The sequence below is a fragment of the Maribacter sp. Asnod1-A12 genome (genome assembly GCF_045063735.1).
Lineage (GTDB): Bacteria > Bacteroidota > Bacteroidia > Flavobacteriales > Flavobacteriaceae > Maribacter.
In genome coordinates, this window is the sequence record NZ_JBEFNZ010000006.1 from 3,691,966 (window position 1) to 3,717,617 (window position 25,652).

General features: G+C 33.1%; 15 protein-coding genes. 3 read left to right on the forward strand and 12 right to left on the reverse strand.

The features are described 5' to 3' along the window. The 6 genes from ACJJVP_RS15985 to ACJJVP_RS16010 form a co-directional block, all read right to left on the reverse strand. Nucleotides 1-1,995, reverse strand: a complete 1,995-nt coding sequence (locus ACJJVP_RS15985; RefSeq protein ID WP_405415174.1) for an amidohydrolase family protein — start codon at nucleotides 1,993-1,995, stop codon at nucleotides 1-3. Nucleotides 1,996-2,046: 51 nt separating this feature from the next. Further along, a complete protein-coding gene (locus ACJJVP_RS15990; RefSeq protein WP_405415177.1) occupies nucleotides 2,047-3,189 on the reverse strand; it encodes a dipeptidase in 1,143 nt (380 codons plus the stop codon). 121 nt (nucleotides 3,190-3,310) lie between these two features. Next, a complete protein-coding gene (locus tag ACJJVP_RS15995) occupies nucleotides 3,311-4,714 on the reverse strand; it encodes a RagB/SusD family nutrient uptake outer membrane protein (RefSeq protein WP_405415179.1) in 1,404 nt (467 codons plus the stop codon). A 12-nt stretch (nucleotides 4,715-4,726) separates the two neighbouring features. Then, entirely contained in the window at nucleotides 4,727-8,065 is a 3,339-nt protein-coding gene (locus ACJJVP_RS16000) for a TonB-dependent receptor (RefSeq protein ID WP_405415180.1), read from the reverse strand. A 136-nt stretch (nucleotides 8,066-8,201) separates the two neighbouring features. Next, nucleotides 8,202-9,266, reverse strand: coding sequence for a FecR family protein (locus tag ACJJVP_RS16005; protein WP_405415183.1), 1,065 nt, complete (start codon nucleotides 9,264-9,266; stop codon nucleotides 8,202-8,204). Nucleotides 9,267-9,366: 100 nt separating this feature from the next. Further along, on the reverse strand, nucleotides 9,367-10,008 hold the full coding sequence (locus ACJJVP_RS16010) for an RNA polymerase sigma factor (RefSeq protein WP_405415185.1): 642 nt from the start codon (nucleotides 10,006-10,008) through the stop codon (nucleotides 9,367-9,369). A gap of 381 nt (nucleotides 10,009-10,389) precedes the next feature. Here ACJJVP_RS16010 and ACJJVP_RS16015 point away from each other — a divergent pair, with 381 nt between their 5' ends. The 3 genes from ACJJVP_RS16015 to ACJJVP_RS16025 all read left to right on the forward strand — a co-directional run bounded on the left by ACJJVP_RS16015 (nucleotide 10,390) and on the right by ACJJVP_RS16025 (nucleotide 15,202). Next, complete coding sequence (locus ACJJVP_RS16015) at nucleotides 10,390-11,070, forward strand: hypothetical protein (protein ID WP_405415187.1); 681 nt, start codon at nucleotides 10,390-10,392, stop codon at nucleotides 11,068-11,070. Nucleotides 11,071-11,640: 570 nt separating this feature from the next. Further along, nucleotides 11,641-14,010 carry a TonB-dependent receptor domain-containing protein gene (locus ACJJVP_RS16020; RefSeq protein ID WP_405415189.1) on the forward strand — a complete coding sequence of 790 codons (2,370 nt, stop codon included), beginning with the start codon at nucleotides 11,641-11,643 and terminating at the stop codon, nucleotides 14,008-14,010. A 52-nt stretch (nucleotides 14,011-14,062) separates the two neighbouring features. Further along, the gene (locus ACJJVP_RS16025; RefSeq protein ID WP_405415191.1) at nucleotides 14,063-15,202 is read left to right on the forward strand and encodes a PepSY-associated TM helix domain-containing protein; all 1,140 of its coding nucleotides are present in this window, start codon (nucleotides 14,063-14,065) and stop codon (nucleotides 15,200-15,202) included. Nucleotides 15,203-15,232: 30 nt separating this feature from the next. On the opposite strand, the gene ACJJVP_RS16030 is transcribed toward ACJJVP_RS16025, so the two are convergent. From ACJJVP_RS16030 to ACJJVP_RS16055, 6 genes are all read right to left on the reverse strand, one after another. After that, complete coding sequence (locus ACJJVP_RS16030) at nucleotides 15,233-16,012, reverse strand: endonuclease/exonuclease/phosphatase family protein (protein WP_405415194.1); 780 nt, start codon at nucleotides 16,010-16,012, stop codon at nucleotides 15,233-15,235. An 81-nt stretch (nucleotides 16,013-16,093) separates the two neighbouring features. Further along, nucleotides 16,094-16,960 (reverse strand): family 16 glycosylhydrolase, encoded by an 867-nt coding sequence (locus tag ACJJVP_RS16035; protein ID WP_405415195.1) that lies wholly within the window; start codon nucleotides 16,958-16,960, stop codon nucleotides 16,094-16,096. A 46-nt stretch (nucleotides 16,961-17,006) separates the two neighbouring features. After that, nucleotides 17,007-17,798 (reverse strand): glycerophosphodiester phosphodiesterase family protein, encoded by a 792-nt coding sequence (locus tag ACJJVP_RS16040; RefSeq protein WP_405415196.1) that lies wholly within the window; start codon nucleotides 17,796-17,798, stop codon nucleotides 17,007-17,009. Nucleotides 17,799-17,882: 84 nt separating this feature from the next. Next, entirely contained in the window at nucleotides 17,883-19,487 is a 1,605-nt protein-coding gene (locus ACJJVP_RS16045; protein WP_405415198.1) for a RagB/SusD family nutrient uptake outer membrane protein, read from the reverse strand. A gap of 14 nt (nucleotides 19,488-19,501) precedes the next feature. Further along, on the reverse strand, nucleotides 19,502-22,576 hold the full coding sequence (locus ACJJVP_RS16050) for a SusC/RagA family TonB-linked outer membrane protein (RefSeq protein WP_405415199.1): 3,075 nt from the start codon (nucleotides 22,574-22,576) through the stop codon (nucleotides 19,502-19,504). Nucleotides 22,577-22,865: 289 nt separating this feature from the next. After that, nucleotides 22,866-25,649, reverse strand: coding sequence for a triple tyrosine motif-containing protein (locus ACJJVP_RS16055; RefSeq protein WP_405415201.1), 2,784 nt, complete (start codon nucleotides 25,647-25,649; stop codon nucleotides 22,866-22,868). Nucleotides 25,650-25,652 lie beyond the last annotated feature (3 nt).

The window sequence follows — 25,652 nt, forward strand, 5'->3', positions numbered from 1 at the left end:
TTATTTAAAGTGTTTAATACCCATTTTGTTATAAAGCTTTTCTGCAAAATAAAGATGTCCGCCCTTTATCGTCCACTCTACTCTTCTTATATCACTGATATTTTCTACAGGATTACCGTCTATTAGAATAAGATCTGCTTTTTTACCTACTTCAATAGATCCTAAAGAATCTGAGACGCCCGTTATCTTAGCAGAATTAATGGTAGCCATCTTTAATACTTCCGCCGCAGGAATACCTGCCTTTTCATACAACTCTAACTCTCTATGGTATAAAAACCCTGGTAAACCATCTGTACCTGGCACTATAGCCACACCTCTTTTGTACATGTCGTTCAACGCATTAAGCATATTCGTATAACTATCTTTATACAAAGCAACCTTTTCACCAGCTTTAGGTAGCCCTCCACTATAGAAAGCGCGCTGTTCTATTAAGGGCAATCTATTCATGATTTTGCTATATGTTGGGCTAGGTTCTCCTTTTTGAGAAACAAACATATTTTCAAAAATTGCCATTGTAGGATCTACAAGAATGTCTTTAGATTTTAATAGCGTCACAAAATCTAAATATTCTTCTGACTTCAAATCAATATCAACACCATGATTGGCCACCATAGTAAATCTTAATGGTGTTCTAGTGTCTATAGTATCTGACATAAAATTCAAGAACAACATATTCATATGTTGAATTTCATTATAGCCCTGGTTTATAGCTTGCGATGCTGTCATATAAGCAGGTATGTGACCACTTACACGCATACCTAACTCATGCGCTTTTGTTGCTAAAGGTTTTACCCATTCCGGTCTTATTGAACTGTATAATTTAATTTGATCGTAGTCTAAATCTTTATACGATTGTATTTCAGCCAAACCCTCCTCTAAATTATCGACTACATTTCTTTGGTTGGCAAAAGGTCCTGACCCATCTATAATACCACAGAAAGTGACAATATTAGGACCTATAATCTCATTAGTATCGAATTTCTCACTTAGTTGGTTCAACTGCTTATTATTGGCTAGATCCCTAACTGAGGTTACACCACCTGCTACATGTAAAAGTCCTCTGAATTTGGTGTTGTGCGTATGCATATCAAACATACCGGGCAAAAGTGTTTTTCCTGTACCATCGATAACCTGAGCAGTTCCATTTAAAATTTTCCCTTTTGATGGTTTAATAGACTGAATAATTTTTCCATCTATAAAAACATCTTGGTTGTATACGATAGTTCCATCAGGAGAAAAGATATTTACATTTTTAATGATAGCCTTATCAATTTGATGAGAAAGCTCTTTTGATATTTTAATAAGGTAGTTATCCTCATAGGTATCTTGTAAAGATTTTAGCTCTTTTCTAAACTCTTTAAAATCTTGTCTTATTATATGAAGGTTACCAGAAATACTGGCAATCATATCACTGTCCTGCATCCACAGATATATAGGATTCATATCTAAACCCTTAACCATTAAAAGGTTTACCGGTGTACTATCTGAAAGAGTTAATAGAAAATTATCAACCAATTCTACTTCACCCTCAGGATATAGACTTATTTTTTTATCCTCGGACTTTAATAAAAGTTGCGCAAGAATTTCATAAACAGCTGGTGAACCATCATGTCTAAAATATAGTTGACTTCCATTAAAGTCACCATTATCTTCACTCATGGGATTTTTCCATGAAGCAGTGCTACTGGTACCTGTAAAATTTTCACTAATGGAATCTTTCAAATAATTAACACCAGTTACCTTTTCAGAAACGATAAAGTTATCTTTGTTTAGCGTGATTTCTTCCGTAACCTCAGGCCCACGACCTCTATCCGTATAGGTATAATAATAACCATAACTATTATCGCCTGTACTCCATTTTTCATAGGTACCCGCAGGATTTTCTCGAAATACTACATCGTAAATCGTTGTTATTTCAGTTTTTGAAGTGTTACTGTCTTTGCACGAAAAAAATATTCCAAAAATTAAGATGACGTAAATACTACTGTTTTTCATAAATGTATTTAGTGGTTACTAGATTGGTATAAAAAATTCAAAAACTCTATGTTATGGTTTTAAGACTTCCTTGTTAAAGCGTATCCAGTTTTGACCTAATACTTTTTCTATATCTCCCGTACTGTAACCTCTTTTGTCAAGAATCTTTGCAACCTGTAAATATCTATCGGGTTTATCCAGTTCAGGAATCCATGGTGGCCATTGTACTTTGTATGAAGGTTTAAATCTAGTTAGTCTTGGCACATACCAGTTTTCTCGTGTTGCACCTGTAGCTTCTAGACCTTGTATAGCAAAATCGGCAGCTACACCTACATGGTCAATTCCACCTATTTTAACTGCGTGATCTATATGGTCTACATACGTTTCTAATGTTGTATCCGTCCCTAAGTTAGGTCCGATCATATACCCCAGACATATAATACCTATAATACCCCCTTTATCTGCCATAGCCTTTATCTGCTCATCGGTTTTGGAACGTGGGTGCTTCTTGTGCAATGCCTCGCACATAGAGTGATTTATGGAAACCGGAGATTTACTAAATTCTATACCATCGTTGGTTGTTTGCTTACCACAATGAGAAAGGTCTATAATAATACCCAGTTCATTCATTCGTTCTACAACTTCAACGCCATAGTCAGATAACCCTACATTGGTTCTTTCTGTACTCCCATCTCCAATTAAGTTACGAGAGTTGTATGTAAGTTGCATCCATCTCATACCCGCCTCATAAAGGGTATCTAAATTTTTTATAGTGCCTTCTAACATTCTAGAACTTTGAAAACCTAACATTACGGCCACTTTATCTTCTTTTTTGGCAGTAACAATATCGTCGGCACTTTTGGTCAACAATAATCTATCTGGATTATTACTGATAATTTGTTTCCATTCTTCTATACTCTTTAGAGATTTTTCAAGTTTCCCAGAATCTAAAGAAGCATTAAAACCAGTATAACCAGATTCAGCCAAAGCTTTAAAAGAATCTTCATTCCAATTACGAGAAATGACCAGACCATCATAGACGACAGCTTTTTTAAACAGTTTCTCTATTCCTTTTTCCCCAAGGGTCTGTAATAATTGCCTACTTGAATCTGCAGGTATAGATTCTAAAATATTATTTAACGAATAAGCTGCTTGAGCAGGAAACAATGCTCCCAATGAAAGTAATTTCGCAAGATTTCTACGTTGTGTATCCATATATTTCTTGATTTTTAAAGTGAAAAAAATCCAATATTTTTATGCTATATAAAAGTACACATTGAGAGAAACGAAGTCTCTCAATGTGTTCAAAAACTAACAAACGAATTAGTTCAAAAAATTAATACCCCGGATTTTGTTCAATGTTAGGATTAACATCAGTCTCATCTTGAGGTATTGGCATTATTACCGTATCTGCACCATAAGGAATTAAACAGATCTGTGCCGTACAGTTTGTTCTCACGATATCCATTTTATTACGCATTAGATCCCAAAGTCGTTGACCTTCAAAAGCCAACTCTAATCTTCGTTCCAAGAAAATAGCATCGCTAAGAGCATCGCCAGAATCTGAATTATCCGGCTCATCTACAATGGCACGTTGGCGTACCATGTCTAAATCATCTTGCGCACCAGCTATATCAGTACCTATTTCTGCTCTAGCTTCTGCACGTATCAAATACATTTCTGCCAGTCTAACAACCTTTACATTATCAAAACCATTGATATCTGGATATTTGATCATTCTATTTGGTGCAAATTCACCAGTTAATAAAGTATCTACTTCAAAGGTGCTTAAACGAGCATCATTCTCAGGGTAAAGATCAGCTACATCATTTGAAGGAAGGTAATCACCAAAACCTGCTTGTAGATAAAGACCTGCGATACCACCACCACCAACATTATCTGTTTCGGTCATAGATATTTCAAAAATAGACTCAGAACTATTATCCATAGTCCATAAATCATAGTAATTGTCATTAGAAATTAAACTATAATCACCTGATTCTATAACACTTGAAGACATTGCTTCTGCATTCGTCCAATCTTCTTGAAAAAGATAAACTTTTGCTAATAATGCCCTAATAGATGTAGGTGACAAAGTATTTGAATTACCACTTCTAGAGTTGTCATTCATAAAAGAAATACCGGTAGTCATATCAGAAATAATTTGCTCATAAACTTCCGCTACTGTACTTCTAGACGGTTCATTGTCCAAATCAAAATTTAAAACGATAGGAACCCCAGGGTGACTAGCATCTGTAGTATAGTTATACTGCTGAGCAAACATGCGTACTAAATCAAAATACATTAAACCTCTTAAAGCATATGCTTCACCTATGATATGATTTTGTTCATCTAATACTGCATCTACCAAAATTGTTTCTGAATTAATAATAGCGTTAGCTGCGTTAATACCTTCATAAGCACTACCCCACAATGATAATGCATCACCGTCTGATACTCTTTGAATATGCTCTGCATAATCAACAATTCTATTGGCTTGACTGTTTTGCTTAACGTCATCTGCCAAAACATCAGGTATCATGATCATGTAACGTCCATAATATTCTGAACCAGACAATTTATTATATATACCGGTTATAGATGATTCATAACCGTCAAGATCTAACAAGGCGTCAGTATCCGAAACAGATTGTTGCGGAGTAAGTTCTAAAAAAGAGTCTGAACAAGAGAATACAAGTCCAGCAATTATCGCTACTATAAATATTTTATATGTTTTCATGTGTCTCATCATTTAAAGTTGAATATCTAAACCAATGGATATAGTCTTCACTGCAGGCGTCTGCCCCGTGTAGGTACCATTAATTCCTTGTTCTGGATCAATGTAAAGGATATCCTCTTTTACAAAAGTTAGGATATTAGTTCCCCTTGCATACAATCGCATTGAATTCAAGCCTAATAGCGAAGTAATATTTTCGTTAAAATTATAGGCTACCGTTAAATCCCTTAAACGAATATAACTACCGTCATATAACCATCTTGTCTGGTTTGCTTCATTACTACCATTACGACCACCCCAAACAAACTGAGGCACTAAGGCATCTGTTGAACCAGGCTGCCATCTGTTATCATAAATAAAATCGGCAGTACTTCTTGGTGTTAACCTTCCATCACCTAAAGTACCTCTTGCTCTATCATCGAAAATATAATTACCGTAAGAATAAATGAAGTTGGCACTTAAACTAAGGTCCTTATAAGAAAACATAGTGTTGAAACCACCAAAAAACTCAGGAGTAGCAGATTTATCATCTAAAAAGCGTTCTGCATCACTAATATCATTAGTTATCGTAGTTTTTGAAGCATCTGTATACCATTGTGGATCACCATTTTCTTGGTTCACACCTGCCCAGCTATATAAATAGAAAGATTGAAAATCTTCACCTTCTTGTCTTCTAAAGGCTCCATCTGTAAAATCATCTGTTAACTCAGTAATTTCATTCTTTAAAAAAGTGGTATTAAACCCAACGTTCCAAGTAAAATCCTCTTTGTCGATAATATCCGCATTCATAGATATCTCTAAACCAGAATTTTTCATTTCACCAAAATTTTGGGTCAACGAGGAGAAACCCGATGTTAATGTAATAGGCACATTCAAGATAAGATCAGAAGATGTACGTTCAAAATATTCAACCGTACCGCTAATTTTTGAGAATAGACCAAAATCTACACCTACGTTAAAATTCTGCTGACTCTCCCAAGTAAGATCAGGATTAGCAATTTGGCTTGGACTACCACCTGGATTACCGTCATAATCTTGACCAAAAACGTAAAGTCCTTGTGAAGGGAAATTACCAATGGCAGCATTACCTGTTACACCCCAAGAACTTCTAACCTTAAGCAAATCTAAAAAGGATACGTCCTGTAAAAAAGATTCTCTACTAGCTACCCAACTACCACCAAATGAATAAAAGGTACCCCACCTATTATCTGCACCGAATCTTGAAGATCCATCTCTTCTTAAACTTGCTGAAAGAAAGTATTTTCCATCGTAATTATAATTGGCTCTAGAAAAAGCAGAAACGAAAGTGTATTCAGATTTTGAACCGCTAATGGCAAATTCTGCCGATGCACTATTTAACGTTCTTAAACTTTGATTTGGAAACTGTGTTCCAGAAGCACTAAAAGACTCGTTATTAGTTTCTTGAGCTTCAAAACCTGCAAGAACATTAAAATTATGATTATCACCTAGAACAAAATTATAGTCTGCCGTTTGTGTACCTACAAAAGTTCTTAAAGAAGTATTGGCTTCGTAACCAATTCCGCCAGAATTTCTTCCACCACCATATCTTGGGTTTTGATATTGCGATTCTGTTAACGTAAGAAGGTCAAAATTCAATTGCGAACGTAATGTCAAATTCTTTATTGGTTTTACGGAAACAGCAAAATTATCGATAACCCTAAACTGCTTGTTTTCCCAAAGGTCATCACCGCTTAAAGCACCGACTGGGTTAGCTCCACCTAAAGGAAAATAGTTGGCATGCTCCCCATTAAATCTTCCTTCTTCATCATAAATAGGAATTAACGGTGATAATTCTAAAGAGTTTTTAAACGGATTGTTGAAAGAACCACCGTCAAAAAACGTATTTGTTGTACTGTTAGAAACAGATATATTATTTGAAATAGTTAAATAATCCGTTGCTTTGAATTCTATATTACTACGTGCACTCAACCTTTCAAAGCCAGACCCAATGATGTAGTTCTCTTGATCATAATAAGCTCCGGAGAAAAAATATTTTAAATTGTCCGTACCACCACTTGCACTTAGATCGTAACTTTGGGTTATTCCCGTTCTAGTTATAGCATCTAACCAATTGGTATCTGTTGGTTCCCCGGTAGAAGGATCGATCAATTGCTGAAAAGTGGCATCGAATCTAGCCTGAGCTTCCTCAGCTGTATCACCCAAATTCACATAACCTTCAAGAAATAGTTCAGTATACTCTGCCGCATTTAATGGCTTTAATATATTATTGTATGCTTGTGAGTTAAAGCCCGTTAACGATTTTAAAGTAATTTTAGCTTTACCGGACTTTCCTGATTTTGTAGTAATCAAAATAACACCATTAGCTCCTCTAGATCCATAAATTGCAGTTGAAGCCGCATCTTTTAACACTGAAATAGATGCGATATCATTTGGGTTAATAGATGCCATTACATTAGTACTACTACCACCGTTATCTATGGTACCGATACTACCGTTCTGTACAGGAATACCATCTATAACATATAACGGCTCACTAGAAGCAGATATAGAACCAATACCTCTAATTCTAACCTGTGTATTACCACCTGGAGCACCATCTACCGCACTTGCTTGTAGACCTGCGGTACTACCCCTTAAAGTTTGCTCAAAAGTAGATACCGGTATCTGTTCTAGCTCCTCACTTTTAACAACACTAACAGAACCTGTTAATGATTCTTTTGTGGATGTACCATAAGCAACAACAACCACTTCATCTAAAGATGCTACATCTTCTTGAAGTACTACGTTAACCGTTGTTCTATTATCAATTGATACTTCTTTAGAAAGCATACCTATATAAGAAAAAACCAAAGTGGTACCATTAGCGATATCAATAGTATAATTACCATCAAAATCTGATTGCGTACCCACAGTAGATCCTTTTATTAAAACATTTACCCCAGGCAAAGGTTGTCCGCCTGCATCGGTAATTGTTCCGCTAACTGTATTTTGAAAAATTGTTCCTAAGCTTAAAGAACTTTCGTTTTTTGAAATTGGCGGCAATTTCTTTACAACTACCTGATTTCCAATTATTTTATAGCTTAAATCGGTATTAGAAAAAGCCTTTTCAAGAACAGCGTTCATTTTAGCGTTCTTCAACTTTACCGAAATTTTCTTACTTGTATTTAAAACGTTGTCTTTGTAAAAAAAGACATAATCACTTGATTTCTGAATTTCTTCAAAAAATTCTTCGACAGAGATATTCTTTACGTCTATCTGTATTTTCTTTTGAGCAAATACAGAGTTAGCGTAAACAGATGATAGGCCTATACCGATAAATAGTAGAAATATTCTCATAATCGTTAGAATTCCGACTGGTATGATATTTTTCATATTTTTGTGTTGGTTATTTAATGTTGCTGCAAAACAGCAATATTGATATTAATTGCCGGAAGATGCGGGAACATCTTCTGGCTTTTTTTTATTGCTACTTCAAAAATTTATTCTGTTTCAATTCATTGGCAAAAGTTTATTTAATTGTTATTGTATTATCAGTTTGTAAATATTCCATATTGGTGCTTTCCTTAATACTGTTTATCACAGAAAGCATATCTTCATTCAAATCAAGATAGCCAGAGAAAGTTTCTGTAGCCAATTCTTCATTTTCTATAATTATTTCAACATTATAATATCTTGATATTCTTTTCATTATAAATTTCATCTCATTATTCTTGAATATGAGAAAACCATCTTTCCAAGAAAAGTAATTATCTACGTCTACTTTCTCAGAGACAATACTTTTGGTATTCTTATCATAACTGGCCTTGGTGCCAGGAGAAATTTTCATTTTATCTGAATGAGCAGAAGTCGCTTTTATATTTTGATAACTAATTTGAACACTACCACTTTTAAGAATGGTATTAGTTGAATTTTCATCAGGGTAATTTGTGACTCCAAAAACAGTACCTAGTACTTCTACAACCTGTGTATCTGAAATAACATAAAAGGGTTTCTTTTTGTTATGGGTAACTTCAAAAATTGCTTCGCCCTCTATATATACCTCTCTCTTATCTTCATTAAAGGCAATTGGGTAAATTAATTTAGAACCTGAGTTCAACCACACCTTACTTCCATCAGAAAGGGTCAATGTTGAACGCTTACCATAAGGAACCCATAATGTATTAAAAACGGCCTTATCTGAATCTGCTATATTTTGATTAAAAGTTTGACCATTACCTATGGTCACATTTTTACCGCTTTTAGAATAATTAATAGCAGCAACATCTTCTTTAATTTTTAAATCGTTGCCTTTACCTAAAGTAAGAACCACTTCATCTGATGTTGGAGTATTACCGTCAATGGCTGAAGAATTAACAAAGTCAGTTATTGAATTTGTTTCTGAAGTCATATTGTAGTAATAAAAACCAAGACCTATACAACCAATAAAACATGCTGCAGCTAAACTTTTATACCATACATTTCTATTTCTTCTTTTATCCTTTTGGATCGTATTAAAAATTCTTTTTTTCAAATCCGTATTTTCCTCATCGGTAATCGATGAAAAATTTACATTATTCGGATTTATCTTTTCCATAGTTAAATATTAATTATTGGTAAGGCTTTTAAACCTATCAAAGCACTCTAAAATAATAAGCAAGGATTATTTAATTTATAGACAATTTATTTTAAATAAACTACCTTAACGCCTTCAAAGCCCTATATACTATAGTTCTAGCAGTTTGCACAGAGACATCCATTATCTCAGAAATCTCCTCATAGCTACGATCTTGATTAAACCTTAAGAACAAACCTTTTCTTTGTTTTTTTGTTAACGAATCTAACGCCGCTGCCAAAATCATACGTTTCTCGGTTACAAGTTCTTTTTGAATAATCTCCTCTTCGCAAGAAGTAGTGTAATTTCTAGCTTGTTGATTTAATGAATATTGGTAATCGTCTGTAATTGATACCGTTTTAGTTTTATACTTTCTATTAATTTTTCTTTTTAAACATTTAAATAAATAGAACTTGACATTATCGGTCATCGATAAGTTTTCGCGGTATTTGTATAAATCAACAAAAAGATCATGAATACAATCCATGACATATGTTCTATCTTTTATACAATTTATACCATAGCTAAATAAACAGTCTATATATATGTTGTATAAATCCCCAAGAGCAGACTCATCTCCATCTATTAGTTTTCTCCAAACGTGGGTCTCTGTATTCTTAACAACAAAAACCTTTTTCTTATTTGCGCCCGACTCCTTACCTTCTTCATCTTGTACACCAAAATCAGAATTTACGGCTAAACCAAGTTTACTATGTTTTTGCATGAAATAAAGAATTTAGTGGATTCATCAACAATCCCTTTCTATTCTAAGTAATATATTTAAGTTTTATAGACATCATTGAGAATTATTTAATGAATTTTACAATTCTTTCAATTTTAGACTATTTATATTTAATTATTCTTAGTAGAAGCACCTCTAAAAATGCTTTCTCATAATAATAAATTAACATTTAATTTACACGGTAAGTTTTGAATAATAATTACGCTAAAATTTAATTTTGTTTTAATGTGTAAAATACAAATAGAGTCAAAATTTGTCTAAATAGATAAATTAATTCTTTTAGATTAGTGTTTCTAAAATAGAAATATGTGTAATTGTACACATATCTGTACGTTGTAACACATTTGACCAAACCATAAACCTTTGAATAAATTAATGAAAGAATTTGCTGAATTAATACCCGAAGAATTACATAATTTATCAGGTTCTGTCTTCTATTCTGGAAAAAAAGCTTTTAAAGGAAATAAGGATTTATATATTATTGGACTGAATCCTGGAGGCTCTGAAATACTAAAAAAGGAAGATACAATATTACTCCATACTCAAAAAATTTTGAATTTTGAAAAAGATGAATGGTCTGAATATAAAGACGAAATATGGAGAGGAAAAGCTGGAAAATATGGATTACAACCAAGAATATTACATCTATTAGAAAAAGTTAATTTATCACCTTACGAAGTTCCTGCAAGTAATATATGCTTTGTTAGGTCAACAGTTGAGGCAAAAATTGCGGACAAAATAGATTACTATAATGATATTTGCTGGGATTTTCATCAAAATGTAATTGACAAATTAGGGATTAAAGTAATTCTATGCTTTGGGAATACTTCTGGGAAATTTGTATGTGACAAATTAAATGCAAATCAATTAGTTGATGAATATATTGAAGACAATAATAGGAAATGGAAATCAAGAGTTTTTAAAAGCAATAAAGGACATTATATTGTAATAGCAACTCATCCGAGTAGAGCTGATTGGTCAAATCCAAAATCTGACCCATCTAATTTAGTTGTCAAATATCTAAATAAAGTCAGTCGTGAATAAAAAACGTGTTACAACAATGCCTAAACGTAATGCGGACTTTAGGGCAAAACCGAAAGGTCTGTGTATATTTATAAAGTCGCTAAATCTTATGGATTTAGCTTTGGACAAACAAAAAATAAAACTAAACAATAAGCTTTAGCTCAGTCGTTTTGCGAAAGTTTGACTCGTCCTGTAATATATATATATATTACATAATGAATATGAAAACAAATTAAGGGGGATATCTTAAAAGAAATTTTACAAGAATTGGATTACGGAAATAACTGTAATTACAATATAAAATATAGATAAAATTGTCACCATTCCTAATGTCTTAGATACTTCAGCAGAATAAGATTTAGTAGAATTTTTACGAGATGACTTGAATAAGATAAATAACCAAAAAGCAAATTAGATAAAATTAGAAGTGTGAAAAAGCTTCGAGTCATTAAAAATATCTTCGCATAATAGCAGCAAATCAATTCGTTAACAATTACTATTTAGATTTGTTATAAATAATTTGGATAATTTAAAATGCAAATATACATTTGCCTCAAATTCATTATTTAAATTAAGTCTAAATTAAAACAGATGAAAAGAATACCAACTGTCATTATCGTAATGCTACTCTATAATTTTACATTTGCACAAAACGCAACGATATCAGGAACAGTAACCGACATAGATAAAACACCCCTATTTGGTTTAAATGTTTCAATATTAAGTACGGTCAAAGGAACACAAACCGATGAAAACGGAAAATTTGAAATCGCTAACTTGGAACAAGGAGATTACACTGTTATCTTTTCTTATATAGGATTTAAAACAAAAGAAATTCCGGTTACTGTTTCAAACGATCAAAACATAAATTTAGGCTCAATTCAACTATTTGAAGGAAATGAGATATTATCAGAAGTTACGGTTGAAGCTGAACGTAGAAACAAATTTTCTCGAAAACAGACAGCCTACGTTTCTAAAATGCCCTTAAAAAACATTGAGAATTCTCAAGTTTACAATACAGTTACCAACCAGCTACTTATTTCTCAATCTGTAAACACCTTTCAAGAAGCTTTATCTAATGCCGCAGGTATTACTCAATTATGGTCATCTACGGGTAGAAGTGGTGATGGTGCAGGGTATTATTCAAGTCGAGGTTTTGCTGTTCAACCACAATTGGTAAACGGCGTACCTGGTATTACAAATGGTTTTATTAACCCGTCTAATGTAGAACGCATTGAGGTAATCAAAGGTCCCTCTGGCACTTTGTTCGGTAGCTCTGTAACTTCTTATGGCGGTCTAATTAATATTGTAACAAAAAAACCATATAGTGGTACAGGTGGTGAAATTACTGTTTCAGGTGGATCTTATGATTTTGCAAAACTAAATGCAGATGTAAATGTTAGCCCTAACGACAACTTATCTTTACGATTTAATGCTGGTTTTCAGCAAGAACATAGTTTTCAAGATGCTGGTTTAAAGAAATCAGTTTTCGTAGCTCCTTCAATTTCGTATAAGGTTAATAATGACCTTACGCTTAACTTTTCTTATGAAGCATCTGGTAACGAACAAACCAACGAAACGTTCTTGTTCTTAAACCGATATGCTCCTTTAGCTTTTAATTCTATTGAAGAATTAGATTACGATACCAATCTATCTTTTACTAGTAATGATGTTACTATTGACAATATCACTCAAAATTACAGAGGTGAAATCGCTTATAAAATTTCAGACCAATGGGATTCTCAAACTTTAATCTCTGGTGGTCTTGCTAAATCATTAGGTTATTATACTTATCTATGGAACGGCTCTGATAATCTGTTCAATTTATATGCGCAAGACACTGACGCAAGAACAAAAACACTTAACCTACAACAAAACTTTACAGGAACTTTTAAAATTGGTGATATACAGAACAAATTATTAGTGGGTATAGATTATTTAGATTACAATATCATTGATAACAGCTCTAATTGGGGCTATTTACATACTATAAATTTAGATGGTGATTTGGTTTTCGATGAGCCTGAGATAAATGAAGAAAACTTAAGTACCGCATTAACAGGACTAGGTTATTTAGACAGTGATATTCAACAAAATATTTTTGGCGCATATATTTCTGATGTTATTAATATATCGCCTTCGTTATCTGTAATGGGAAGTGTTCGTTACGATAGATTTAACTACCAAGGTGATAAGAACACAGATACCGATGATGACACCGAATATACAGAAACTACGTTTTCTCCGAAATTTGGCATTGTTTACCAACCTATCATCAACGAACTATCGCTTTTTGCAAACTACCAAAATGGTTTCTCTTACGTAAACCCACAATACATTACTGATTATGATTCAGGGGAAGTTACGCTTCAGGCTTATGATGTTGAGCAAGCCAATCAATTTGAAGTTGGTGCAAAATCGAATATGTTCAACAGCAAATTAGAAGCAACTTTAAGTTACTACAATATTAATGTTGATAACAAATACTATTGGGCGACACAAACTCAAGATTTAGAAGTCAATAGTCAAGGTATAGAATTAGAAGTAAATGCCAACCCAATTGAAGGCTTGAACATTCACTCTGGGTTTAGTTATAACGATTCTGAAATAACTAACTCTCCTTCTGCGACAGAATTAGTAGGAAACAGATATGGCGAGTCTGGACCAGAAATAACCTATAATTTTTGGACCGATTATAAATTTCATAAAAACTTTGGAGTTGGCGCAGGTTTCAATGGTCAAAGTGAATATGATACCATGGTAGACTACAAAGCAACAACAGGAAGTTTTTTCATACCAGGGTATACTATTTTTAATGCATCTATCTATTATGAAACAGATAAATATAGAATTGGTGTTAAAGGAAATAATCTAGCTGACAAAACCTATTATTCAGGATGGAGCACTATAACGCCACAACAACGAAGAGTAATTCTAGGTACGTTCAGTTTTAAATTTTAGTATATAACAAACAAAGGCAACTGTTCTCAGTTGCCTTTACTTCTCTTTTGATATGGCGATGAAAAAACATATTCTAACACTACATAAAATACTGGGTCTAGCCACAGGAATTGCTGTCTTTATTGTGAGTATTACCGGTTGTTTATGGGCTTTTAGAGCAGAAATAGAAAGTACTTACAACGAATATAAAAAAGTAGTACCTCAAGATGCCCCCATACTTACACCTACAGAAGCAAAAACAATTGCTAAAAAAGTATTTCCTGACAATCATATTCACGGAAGCCTCTTTAAAAAAGCAGATGATGCCATAGAAGTTATATTTTATGATGCTGAACCAGAATTTTACCGTAGTGTATTTTTAAATCCATACACAGGAGAAGTAATTCAAGTAGACGATCACCTAACCGGTTTTTTTGCTTTTGTTCTTAAAGGGCACGTACGAATGTGGTTACCTAAAGGTATTGGAGAACAGGTGGTAGGCGCATCAATTTTACTATTTATATTCATTATCATTTCCGGTTTTATTTTATGGATTCCTAAAAAAAGAAAAAACTTAAAACAACGATTAAAATTCGATTGGAAAAATACCACAAGATGGAAACGCAAAAACTTTGATTTACATACTGTCGTTGGTTTCTACATTTGTTCGTTGGCATTAATATTAGCCTTCACAGGCTCAATGATGTCTTATAACTGGTTAATGTATGTTGTTTATAAATCTGTTGGTGGCAACAAAGAAGTAACATTTATTATTCCTGAAAACAAAAGTCAAACCTTAGTTAAAAACAGTGAAATACCTATGGACGGGTTAATCGTAAAACTGATGAAAGAATCACCAGAAGCCACTTCATATGAACTGCACTACCCGAGTTCTAAAGATGAGAGTATTTATGTTGAAGTGTCTAACAGTGAAGATTTATATTACGATGCCGATTTTAGATTCTTTGACCAAAATACTTTAGAAGAAATAGAAACACCAAGTATTTATGGTAAATACAAAAATGGCAAAGCTGCCGACAAAATTGTTCGTATGACCTATGATATTCACATTGGCGCAATTGGTGGTATTGCAGGTAAAATTATTGCTTTTATAATCAGTTTACTTACTGCTAGTTTACCCGTAACAGGTGTATTACTCTGGTACGGACGTAAATACAAAAAGAGAAAAAACTTAGATCAAGTGGAAGCTTAATCATCAGCCGTATTAATTAATAGGTTAACCCTATTTACTATTAGATGAACCTGTCTTCTCTAAACGAATAAACACAGGGAAATGATCAGAGGCATACCTGTTATTGATCAAATTGCTTAACACTGCATAATTACGCACAGCATATTCTGAAGATTTAGAAATAAAGATATAATCGATTCGTCTTTTCGCAATTTCATCAGTTTTAAAACCATTAAAAGTACCTATAGAACCATATTTGAATTTTGCATTTTTATATGAATCTAACATTGACAACTGCATATCTTTCATGATAATATGTTCAGGTTCAGTATTAAAATCTCCCATTAAAATAACAGGCAATTCTTTAACATTTAAAATCTTGATTTTCTCCCGTATTAAAGCTAAACCCTGTTGTCTAGCCTCTATACCTTTGTGATCTAAATGTGCATTAAACACCCAAAATTTATCTCCAGAAACTTTATCGGCAAACAACCCATAAGTGCATATTCTTGGGTAGGCAGCGTCCCACCCCATTGAAAATTTATCTGGTGTTTCTGAGAGCCAAAAAGTATTGCTTTGTTCTACTGTAAATTTACGGGTATCATAGAATAAAGCCGAGAACTCCCCTTTTTCGCCCCCATCTCTGCCTATTCCTATATAATCATAATTATCAAGATTATCTTTTAAATAAGTGGTTTGATGTGGCAAACCTTCTTGAATTCCAAAAATATTAGGCGATAAAAATTGAATCTCATCTAATAAAATGTCCTTTCGCTCTGACCACCTGTTCTCACCATCTGAAGCTACATCTAACCTTATATTGTAGGTCATAAATGTAACTTCTTGGGCTTTTAACGTATTAATCGACAAGACCAAAATGAATAGAATTAAATATAATCTTTTATAATTCATTTATTTAAGTTGATAAATTCGTACATAATCGACCAACATGCTATTTGGAAAAATAGAATCGTCTATACCTTGTAGACCGCCCCAATCACCACCCACGGCGACATTTAACTTCATGTGGAATGGTTGATCAAATGGCCATTCTAATTGACCATTACCTGTATTTTCAAATTCATGATACTTATTTCCGTCCAAAATAAACTCAACCTTTTTAGGTGTCCATTGCACTTCGTAGTCATGAAATTCTGAATATGGATTTTCAATAAATACAGATTTACCGACTTGTGTACCTATAGTATGATTAAATGATTTAGTATGCACCGTACCAAAAATAGAATCTTTAGAAAAGCCAACATGTTCCATAATATCAATTTCACCACATTCAGGCCAGCCTACTTCCCTCCAGTTTTCTCCTAACATCCATATGGCAGGCCATAATCCTCTACCTTCCGGTAATTTTGCTCTAACAACCATTTTACCATATTTCCATTGTGCGATATCTTTAGTCGTTATACTAGCCGCTGTATATGAGGCAAACTCCTTATTCTTTTTCCAATTCTTCTCTTTTGAGGAAACAAAATTCTCGTTCTCAAATTCCTCTTTTTGGGTTTCCAATACAAGCAGTCCATTATCAACTCTGGCATTTTCTATACGATCAGTATAATATTGTTCTTCATGATTTCTTATAAATCCATATTCAAAATTCCATTTTAAAGAATCAATATTTCCTTCATTATTAAACTCATCTTGCCAAACCAATTGATATTTAATTGTATCCTGTTCAATTTTATTTTTTGAGGTAATATCTTGCTTATCTTCTTTACAAGAACATACAAGAATTATTAGAATATATAATAGACTATTTTTCATGATACCAATTTTACTAACTATAAATTCGTTCAAACAATAGAACAGACTATTGTTTTTGTTTTGTTTTAATTCTCTCAAAAACCAATTCTGGTTCATTTGTAGTAATATAATCAAAATCTTGGTCTAAAAGCCAATCTATATCATTAGCTTCATTAACTGTCCAAGCATTTAAAGTAATATTGTTCTTCTTTGCACTTTCTATCCAATCCGCATTGTTTTTAAATTTGGTATAATAATAATCTACACCGTCAATACCATCTTTTCTCAACTTTTCAGGAGATTTGCTCCCATCTAAATATTGTGTTTTTACCGTTGCATCCAATTCTTCCAACCGTTTTAAAATAGCATAGCTAAAACTTATGTAAACCACTTTATCTTCTGCTTCTAATTCTTTCACCAAGGAAAACACTTTTTCTGCGATTATTATACTGCGATTCTGATCTTTAGAAGGTTTGATCTCACATACCAATAGAGTACTCTTATTATTCTTTAGACCTGCCAATAAATAGGTTCTTAAGGTCGGTAATACTTCACCATTTTTTAACGGAAACTGACTCAACTTTTCATAGGTAGATTCTTCAATATCGAGACCTGCAAATTCTGCATCATGTGTAACGATAAGAGAATCGTTCGAAGTCATTCGAATATCAAATTCAGAACCTTTACAATTGATCTTTATGGCATGTTTTAAAGCAGCAACTGAGTTTTCAGGAAGGTTATTTGCTTTCCAAGCACCTCTATGTGCAATAACCACATTTTGGTTCACATATAAATTCTTTTTAGAACTACCGCATGAAGAGAGAACGATTACTATAAAAACTGTGACAACTAAGCGCATGTATTTCTTATTTTAATGATTAAAAAATTGGGCATATCAATAAATACGATATGCCCAAAAACTCAACTAAACTTAATTTTAATGCTAATTATAGCCATCATTTTGAGGATAGTTTGAACCCAATAAATCCAAATCTATTTGTGCAATTGGAAAGTTTATAAAGTGTGGTTGCCAATTTGTTCTAGGATCTTTAGAACCTAAATTGTCTGGAAAAAATTCACCATCACCAGCAAAGCTTGTTATTTGTCTGTTTATAACATCTTGTCCCATTCTCTTTAAAGTAAACCAACGTTGCCCTTCAAAAGCAAGTTCTCTTGCGCGTTCATCTAAAATAGCCTGTTCATCTACACTGGTCAATGCCTCTGTATTTGCCCTAGCTCGAACTGCATTTATATATGGTAATGGATCACCGCTAGATCTCATTATTGCCTCTGCCGCTATTAAATAAGTTTCCGCCAGCCTATAAACCATTATATTACTGCGTTGTAAATAAGAATTTTCATTATCGTCATCTTGAGTAAACTTTATACAAGATGGGTGTAGTCTTTGATAATATGAAGCATATGTTTCACTAGGGTTATCTAAGTCTGTAATAGGCTCGTAAATATCAATTTCTTGACCGATATTGTCACCACTAGTATAAAAATATTTTAGTCTAAAGTAGGTATCATCGTTACGTGTATCGTTTTCATCTTCTGATAATAAATTTAAAAGATAAAGGTTTGGTAATACTCTTGAAAAGCCTCTACCACCTTGTTCTAAATTAGCCTCTATACCTTCAATCTGAAAATACTGTGTTACGTAATTGGCGTTAAGCATGGTATTGTCTCCTCCACCTAAGATATCATCTTCTGACTGTATTACATATAAAGCTTCAGAGTTGTTTCTATTACCTGCAAAAACGTCTGCAGTCGAACCTACTAGACTATGTGGTCCTTCTTCGATCAAAGAAACTGACTGATTTTTTGCTTCTTCCCAATCACCCTGCCACATGGCCACCTTCGCTTTCACATGTTTTGCCGTACCTTTTGTTACCCGCCCAAAAGTATCTACCCATTCTAAATTCTCAATGGCAAAATCCAAATCGGCATTTAGTAAAGCAAAAATTTCTTCTTCAGGAGATATCCCATCAATGACATCAAAAGCATTGTCTACAGTTACCGTCTCTGTGGTTACATAAATGTTTTTGAACATTCTGTATAAATAGAAATATGAATTTGCCCTAAAAAATTTAGCCTCTGCTATAACTTGACTTCTAACGTCTTCATCTATTTCTTCTATTTCTTCTGCCGCATTAATGATAGATGTAGCCTTGTTCGTCATATTATAAAAGTGTTTCCAAAACAATGTAGAGACAAAATTCGCACCTTGATCAATTGGTGAAACCCCTCTTTCATATCTACCCATTAAACCAGTATAACCAGTTCTACTAAATGCAAGATCACTTCTTGAGGACAACAGTACCCCGCCCATGTAATCTTCAGTGCTATTATCATAGCGATCTCTATCAAGTTTATAAAGACTTACTACCCCTGACTTCAAACCTTCTTCGGTCGTATAGATATAATCAGAATCAATCAACGTACTAGGCTGTTCCTCCAAATAATCTTCACATGAGAACATGAAAAATAATACTGAAAACAATAGTAGGCTACCCTTTATTTTTGTTGTAAAAAATTGTGTATTCATAATAATATTTTTTTTTAAAATTTAACCCTTAGTCCTAAAGTGAAACTTCTTGAATCTGGATAACCTGTATCTGCTGTAGAAAAGGTATCTCTAATATTTACCTCTGGGCTATACCCTATATAATCAGTATTGGTAAACAAATTAGAACCGGTTAAGTAAAATCTGATTTGCTCAAGATTAAAACGTGAAGACATTTTTGCCGGTATTGTATACCCTAAACTCACTGTTCTTAATCTCACATAAGACGCATCTTTAACTGCCAAAGAATTTAAATATAGTGGGGTTGAATCAAAATTTGGTCTAGGAAATGAGTTGGATGGATTTTCTGGTGTATAATAATCTACCTCTACTCCATTTAACTTCCCAGAAAGGGTACCTCCATTATTAAAGCTTGATAAAAAAGGATTAATTTTCGTAGCACCATCAACTACATAAAAATCAACAAACAAATCAATTCCTTTATATTCAAAACTTGTTGAAAATGAACCGAACCAATCTGGATTAGGGTCTGTAAAAACACGATCTTCTTGCGTTATTTTTCCATCGGGAATACCTGTTGCATTACCCTCATCATCAACACCATTGGTATCTTTAATTTTAATATCACCGGCACGAAGATTTTCTTGTGGTAACGCTGAATCAGGATTTGCCTGTGGAGCGTTGACAAAATCTTCTCCTTCTTGCCAAATCCCATCAAATTCATATTGATAAATTACACCTACAGGTTGACCTACATAGTAATTATAGGTATCATCGTTAACAATAGGGTTACCATTACCATCATCATATAGTTCTAATATTTTATTCTTATTATTAGACCAATTTGTCGAAACCGACCATTTAAAATCTTGTGTATTGATCAAATTTGCGGTTAAGCTTAATTCTACACCAGTATTCTGTAATTCACCGGCATTGAAAAAAGTATATTGATACCCAGTAATTGAAGGCACACCACGCCTTAATAATAAATCTGTAGTTCTAGCATCATAATAATTGACATTACCGGTCAAAAGTCTTTTGAATACAGAAAAATCGAGACCGAGGTTCAGTGTAGTTATTCTTTCAAATTTTAAATCTGTATTTGGAAGAATTACTGACGGAGCGTAACCTGAAGCCGATTGGCTATCAAATACATAATTTTGCCCATCAGCAGTAAAAAGCGATGTATATGCCCTACCTAAATCATTAACCAACGAACCGTAACTTGCTCTAAACTTTAATTCTTGAACTGCTGATAAATCTTGCATAAATGGTTCATTATGAATTTTCCATGCAAATGAAGCTGCGGGGTTAAAACTCCATTTATTATCTTCAGAATTAACAGAGGCACCATCAGCCCTAGCCGTAGCCGTAAGTAAATATCTATCTAACAGATTGTAACGCGCCCTTGCCATAAAAGAAGACAATCTTTGCTGGGTTTTATCACGCTCTACCGTAACATTACCAATAGCATTGGTTATACCGTCAAAACCTAAACTTTCATTGGTAAACCCTTGTCCCTCGGTAAATGTTCTACTAAACTTGTTCTCTTGCGACGATTGAACCAAAGTCAAATTCAGTTTATTATTATCGTTAAAAGACTTATCGTACGTTAATATATTTTCGATCAAATAAGATTCTGTCAATTGGTTATCTATTCTTGCGATACCGCCAACGTCATCACCTGCAGAACTCAATGAAGATTGATACTGTCCTCTTTCTGAATTTCTTCTGGTCAAGTTTGTTTTTAATTGATATTGTAGATTATCCGTAATCTGCCAAATAGGAGTTACGTTTATAACATAGTCGTTACCCTTTTCTACATTCTCTTGCTCTCTCAAATTCCAAATTGGATTTACGGCAGACAATTCTTCTCCACTTGGAAACTGGGTTAAATTACCATCATCATCGTAGGCTCTACCTAACGGCGAAAAGGTAATAACATTAACACTTGCCGCTCTATCTGTATCATCATTTAAAATATTAATATCAAAATTTACAGAGAATTTATCACTGATTTTCTGGTCTACATTTAAGCGAAGTGTTTTTCTTGTATAACCTGATGTTGGTATAAGACCATCTTCTTTGTAATAATTTATACTACCGAAGACCTTAGTAAACTCAGACCCACCACTTACACTAACAGCTTGACTGTTTACATAACCAGTTCTTAACAACTCATCTTCCCAATCAACAAATTCGTTATTGGCAATCGATGCTAACTCTAATTCTGAGAAAATATCTGCATCATTTGGGTAATTATCACCATCTATATTAGACCTAACCGCTTCTCTTCTTAATTGAGCAAATTCTTGACCACTATAAACATCGAAATTTCTTTCTATAGATTTCGTGGTCATAAAGCCATGGTAACTAACATTTATTTTACCTGCCTTGCCCCGTTTTGTCGTAATCAAAACAACACCATTAGCTCCTCTTGAACCATAAATAGCTTGTGCAGAGGCATCTTTTAGAAACTCAATTGATTCTATATCATCTGAATCTATATCTTCTATGCCACCGTCTCTAATTATACCGTCTACTACATAAATAGCGCTTACACTACCTTCTATTGAGCCTTGCCCCCTAAAAATAATATCAGAAGTACCACCTGGTCTTAAAGTACCTCCACCTACATCTACCTGTAGACCGGCAATTCTACCTCTTAACATCTCGTTTACATCTGATGTTGGAGTTAAAACTGCTTTCTCGATATCTGTAACGGCAACAGCATTAACAATATCGCTTTTACGTTGTGTACCGTACCCAACAACAACAACTTCTTCAAGTAAACTAGAATCTTCTTGAAGGGTTATCTTCATTGGTTCATCAGAAATTTGAACCTCATTTTCTAGATACCCAATATAAGATACCGTTAATGTCGTGGCTTCACTATTTGCATTAATAGTGAAATTACCATCAAAATCTGTAGCAACACCTGTTTTAGTTCCTTTAACTACAACTGATGCTCCAGGCAAGGGTAATCCTCCCTGATCAATTACCGTTCCGGTAACCGTTTTGCTGTCTTGTGCTAAACCCATAGAGACCGTACTAAGTACCATCAAAAAGGAGAAAACACATTTTTTAAAATTCAAGAAATTTGAAATCATAAATTGTTGGTTTATTCAAATGAGTTGTTTTGTTTGCGAAGGCTATTATAGCATCGCATTTTTAGTTTATTTTTTAATCAATTTAAAATTAGTAAGTTTTGTTTACGAAATTCAAAAAATAGACACTACAAAAACATACATTTCATTTTTGAAACTAACAAATATTACGAATACCCCAATAAAACAAAGGGTTTAGAATTTAACATTGTATTATGAAAAATATATAATGTGCTTTAAATAAGAACCAATTAATAGCTATGTAGTGGTAATGTAGTGGTGTTCTCCAGTATCAAATTGTAATAATATAGTCAATTAGATTAGTATCTCTATTTAGGTTCAGTTTCTTTCTTAATCGCGATCTTCTAACCTCTACACTTTTAACAGATATATTCAATAAAGGAGCTATTTCTTTTGAAGAAAGGTTAAGCCTTAGGTATGCACAAAATTTTAAATCATTTGCAGAAAGTTCAGGGTGTATCTCTTTTGCTCTGGTCAAGAATTCTTTATCCGCATTATTGAAAGCATCCATAAACATCTTCTTATCTTTTGAACTATTCAAGTTCTTGTCTATGAGTTTAATTACAGGATGGTTATCATCAATAAGTTTATTTTCCTTTTTAAGCTCTTTTTTCACTTTTCGTAAAACTTCATTACGCTTTATCACACTCATCGTTGAAATAGCCAGTTCTCTGTTTTTACTTTCTATATCTTGATTTAGCTTTTCGTTTTTAAGATGCATCATCTCTTCCTTACTTTCAATTTCTTGAATCTGTAATTGACGTTTATTCTCTAGTATAAGTTTTTCATTTTGCCTATGATAATATCGCTTATATGATTTGTGTATTAGTACACCTAAGGCAATTGAACATAATAAATAACCTAAAAGTGCAAGATTAGAGAGGTAAAAAGGTTTTGCAATATTGAATCTATATTCTACCGTATTCGTTGATGTTTGCTTACCAATTTTAGATTTGGCCTTAAAAACATAATCGCCATATGGTAATTTTTCGAAGGATATTGTTGATTCTTCGCTCCAATCGCTCCAAACATCGGCAAAACCAACTAATTGATATTGATAAGTAACATTAGTATACTTATCATAATTAGGAACATTGTAACTAAAACTCAATGAAGATTCATTGAATTTAAACTGCCCTTCGTGCTCTTTTGATATATTCGAATATGAATTATCTTCAGTTCTAATTTTAACTTTATCCAAGAAAATTTGGTGAGACCTATCGGTAACTTTATCTAAATCGATTAATAAATATCCATTTGTTTTACCAAGAATATATTGGTTTTTAGAAAGATTACTAATGTTTTCAAAACTTATGGTAGTCTTTCTATGGTTTTTATCTATAGGTATAATCTTTATATCGACCATATCATTCAATGGTCCTTTTTGAGAATAACTTATATCGTTTTGATTAAAACTCCAAAGGCGCTGCTTCTTATCAAAAACCAACCTACCAGAATGATATTCCCCTTCAGGAATTAACCTACTATATGTAGTATCACGAATAAATGTAGTCGCGTCTGCATGTAACTTAAAAATACCCTCATCATTACTGTATAATAGGCTATTGTTAGTTTTTGTTAGGGCAGAACTTTTGCCTTTTGGTACGTTATGAAGTAACTCCACATTATCAAATACAGTTAAATCTCTATTCAACAACATTTTATAAACACCCTTATTTTCGTGATTTACCCAAATACTTCCGTCATCAGTTATTTCTAAAAACCGTGAAGAAATTTCAAAACCTTTTATTTTAGCATCTAATTTCCAATCATTTCCATCTTTTCCTAAAACTGCAATACCAGAATAATGCCCAAAAAGTAGTTTACCTTTTTGATTTGGAATGGGTTTAAAATTCCAAACCCCGGCAATGTCAGTTATTAGTTTTGCTTTATTACCAGTCACCACAAATACACCGGAATTATGACCACACAGAAGTTCTTTATCATCTGTATAAACCGACCAAACTTGACCTTCTGTACCTTTGATAAATTTCAAAGATTCATCGGTATTCAAATTCTTATAAAACAAACCTTGATTGGTACCAACATATAATTTTTGATCATGAATTGTAGATGCATAGATTGTACCAACGGTACCGTCACGGTCATTATACTCTTTAATGTAAGACCTCATATTTAAACAATCTAGACCGTTATCTAAACCTGTCCATACATTACCATCTTTGTCTTCAAATAAATCTAAAACCGTATTGTTACTTAACCCTTTAGATTGGTTTACAATATTAGTTACCTTGCCCTCTTTTGATAACGTTATAATACCCTTTGATATAGAGCCAAGCATAAAGCTTTTATCTTCTAATTGAATACCACTAAATACTCTAGATTTTTCTAATAATGTATCTGCAGGTATTTTCCATCTAACTAAAGTTTGATTTTCAATTTTATATAAACCTTTAGTACGAGTCAATACCACTAATTGATTATCAACAAAAAACATACTTAGTAGAAACTTAACATTAAGCTCTTCGGGTATTTTAGCTATAAGTTTTTCATTTCCGTTTTCTAGATGTAAAATACGACCATCATATTTTTGAATATATAATTCATTATTGACTTTAAATAACCTATAATTATTCTTTTTGTCCGTTGTAAATTTTACTTCATTACTATCGGTATTATAAAAATAAACGTGATCATAAGATTGAAAAACAATATACTTTTCAAATTTTTCAATATTCCATATAATTTCATCTTCAAATAAATCTGATTTTATGGAGTCTGATAAGGATTGATATATTAATTGCCCTGTATCATCTTTTTCCCAAAAACCGAATTGCATAAAGCTACCGGTGTAAATTCTATCGTTAGCAGAAACAACACAACGAATAACAGTATTATTGGGCGATTTATGTAGCTCCCAACGAGACCCGTTAAACTCTAGAAGACCTGCATTATTGGCTACATATATAAAGTTTCGAGAATCTTGGGTAATATCCCAATTTTGATTTTCGGCGCCGTAATCTATTGATGAAAATTTAATTATAGGAGAAGTCTCTTGTGAGCATAAGAATAAAGGAGCCAAAATTAAAATCATCAC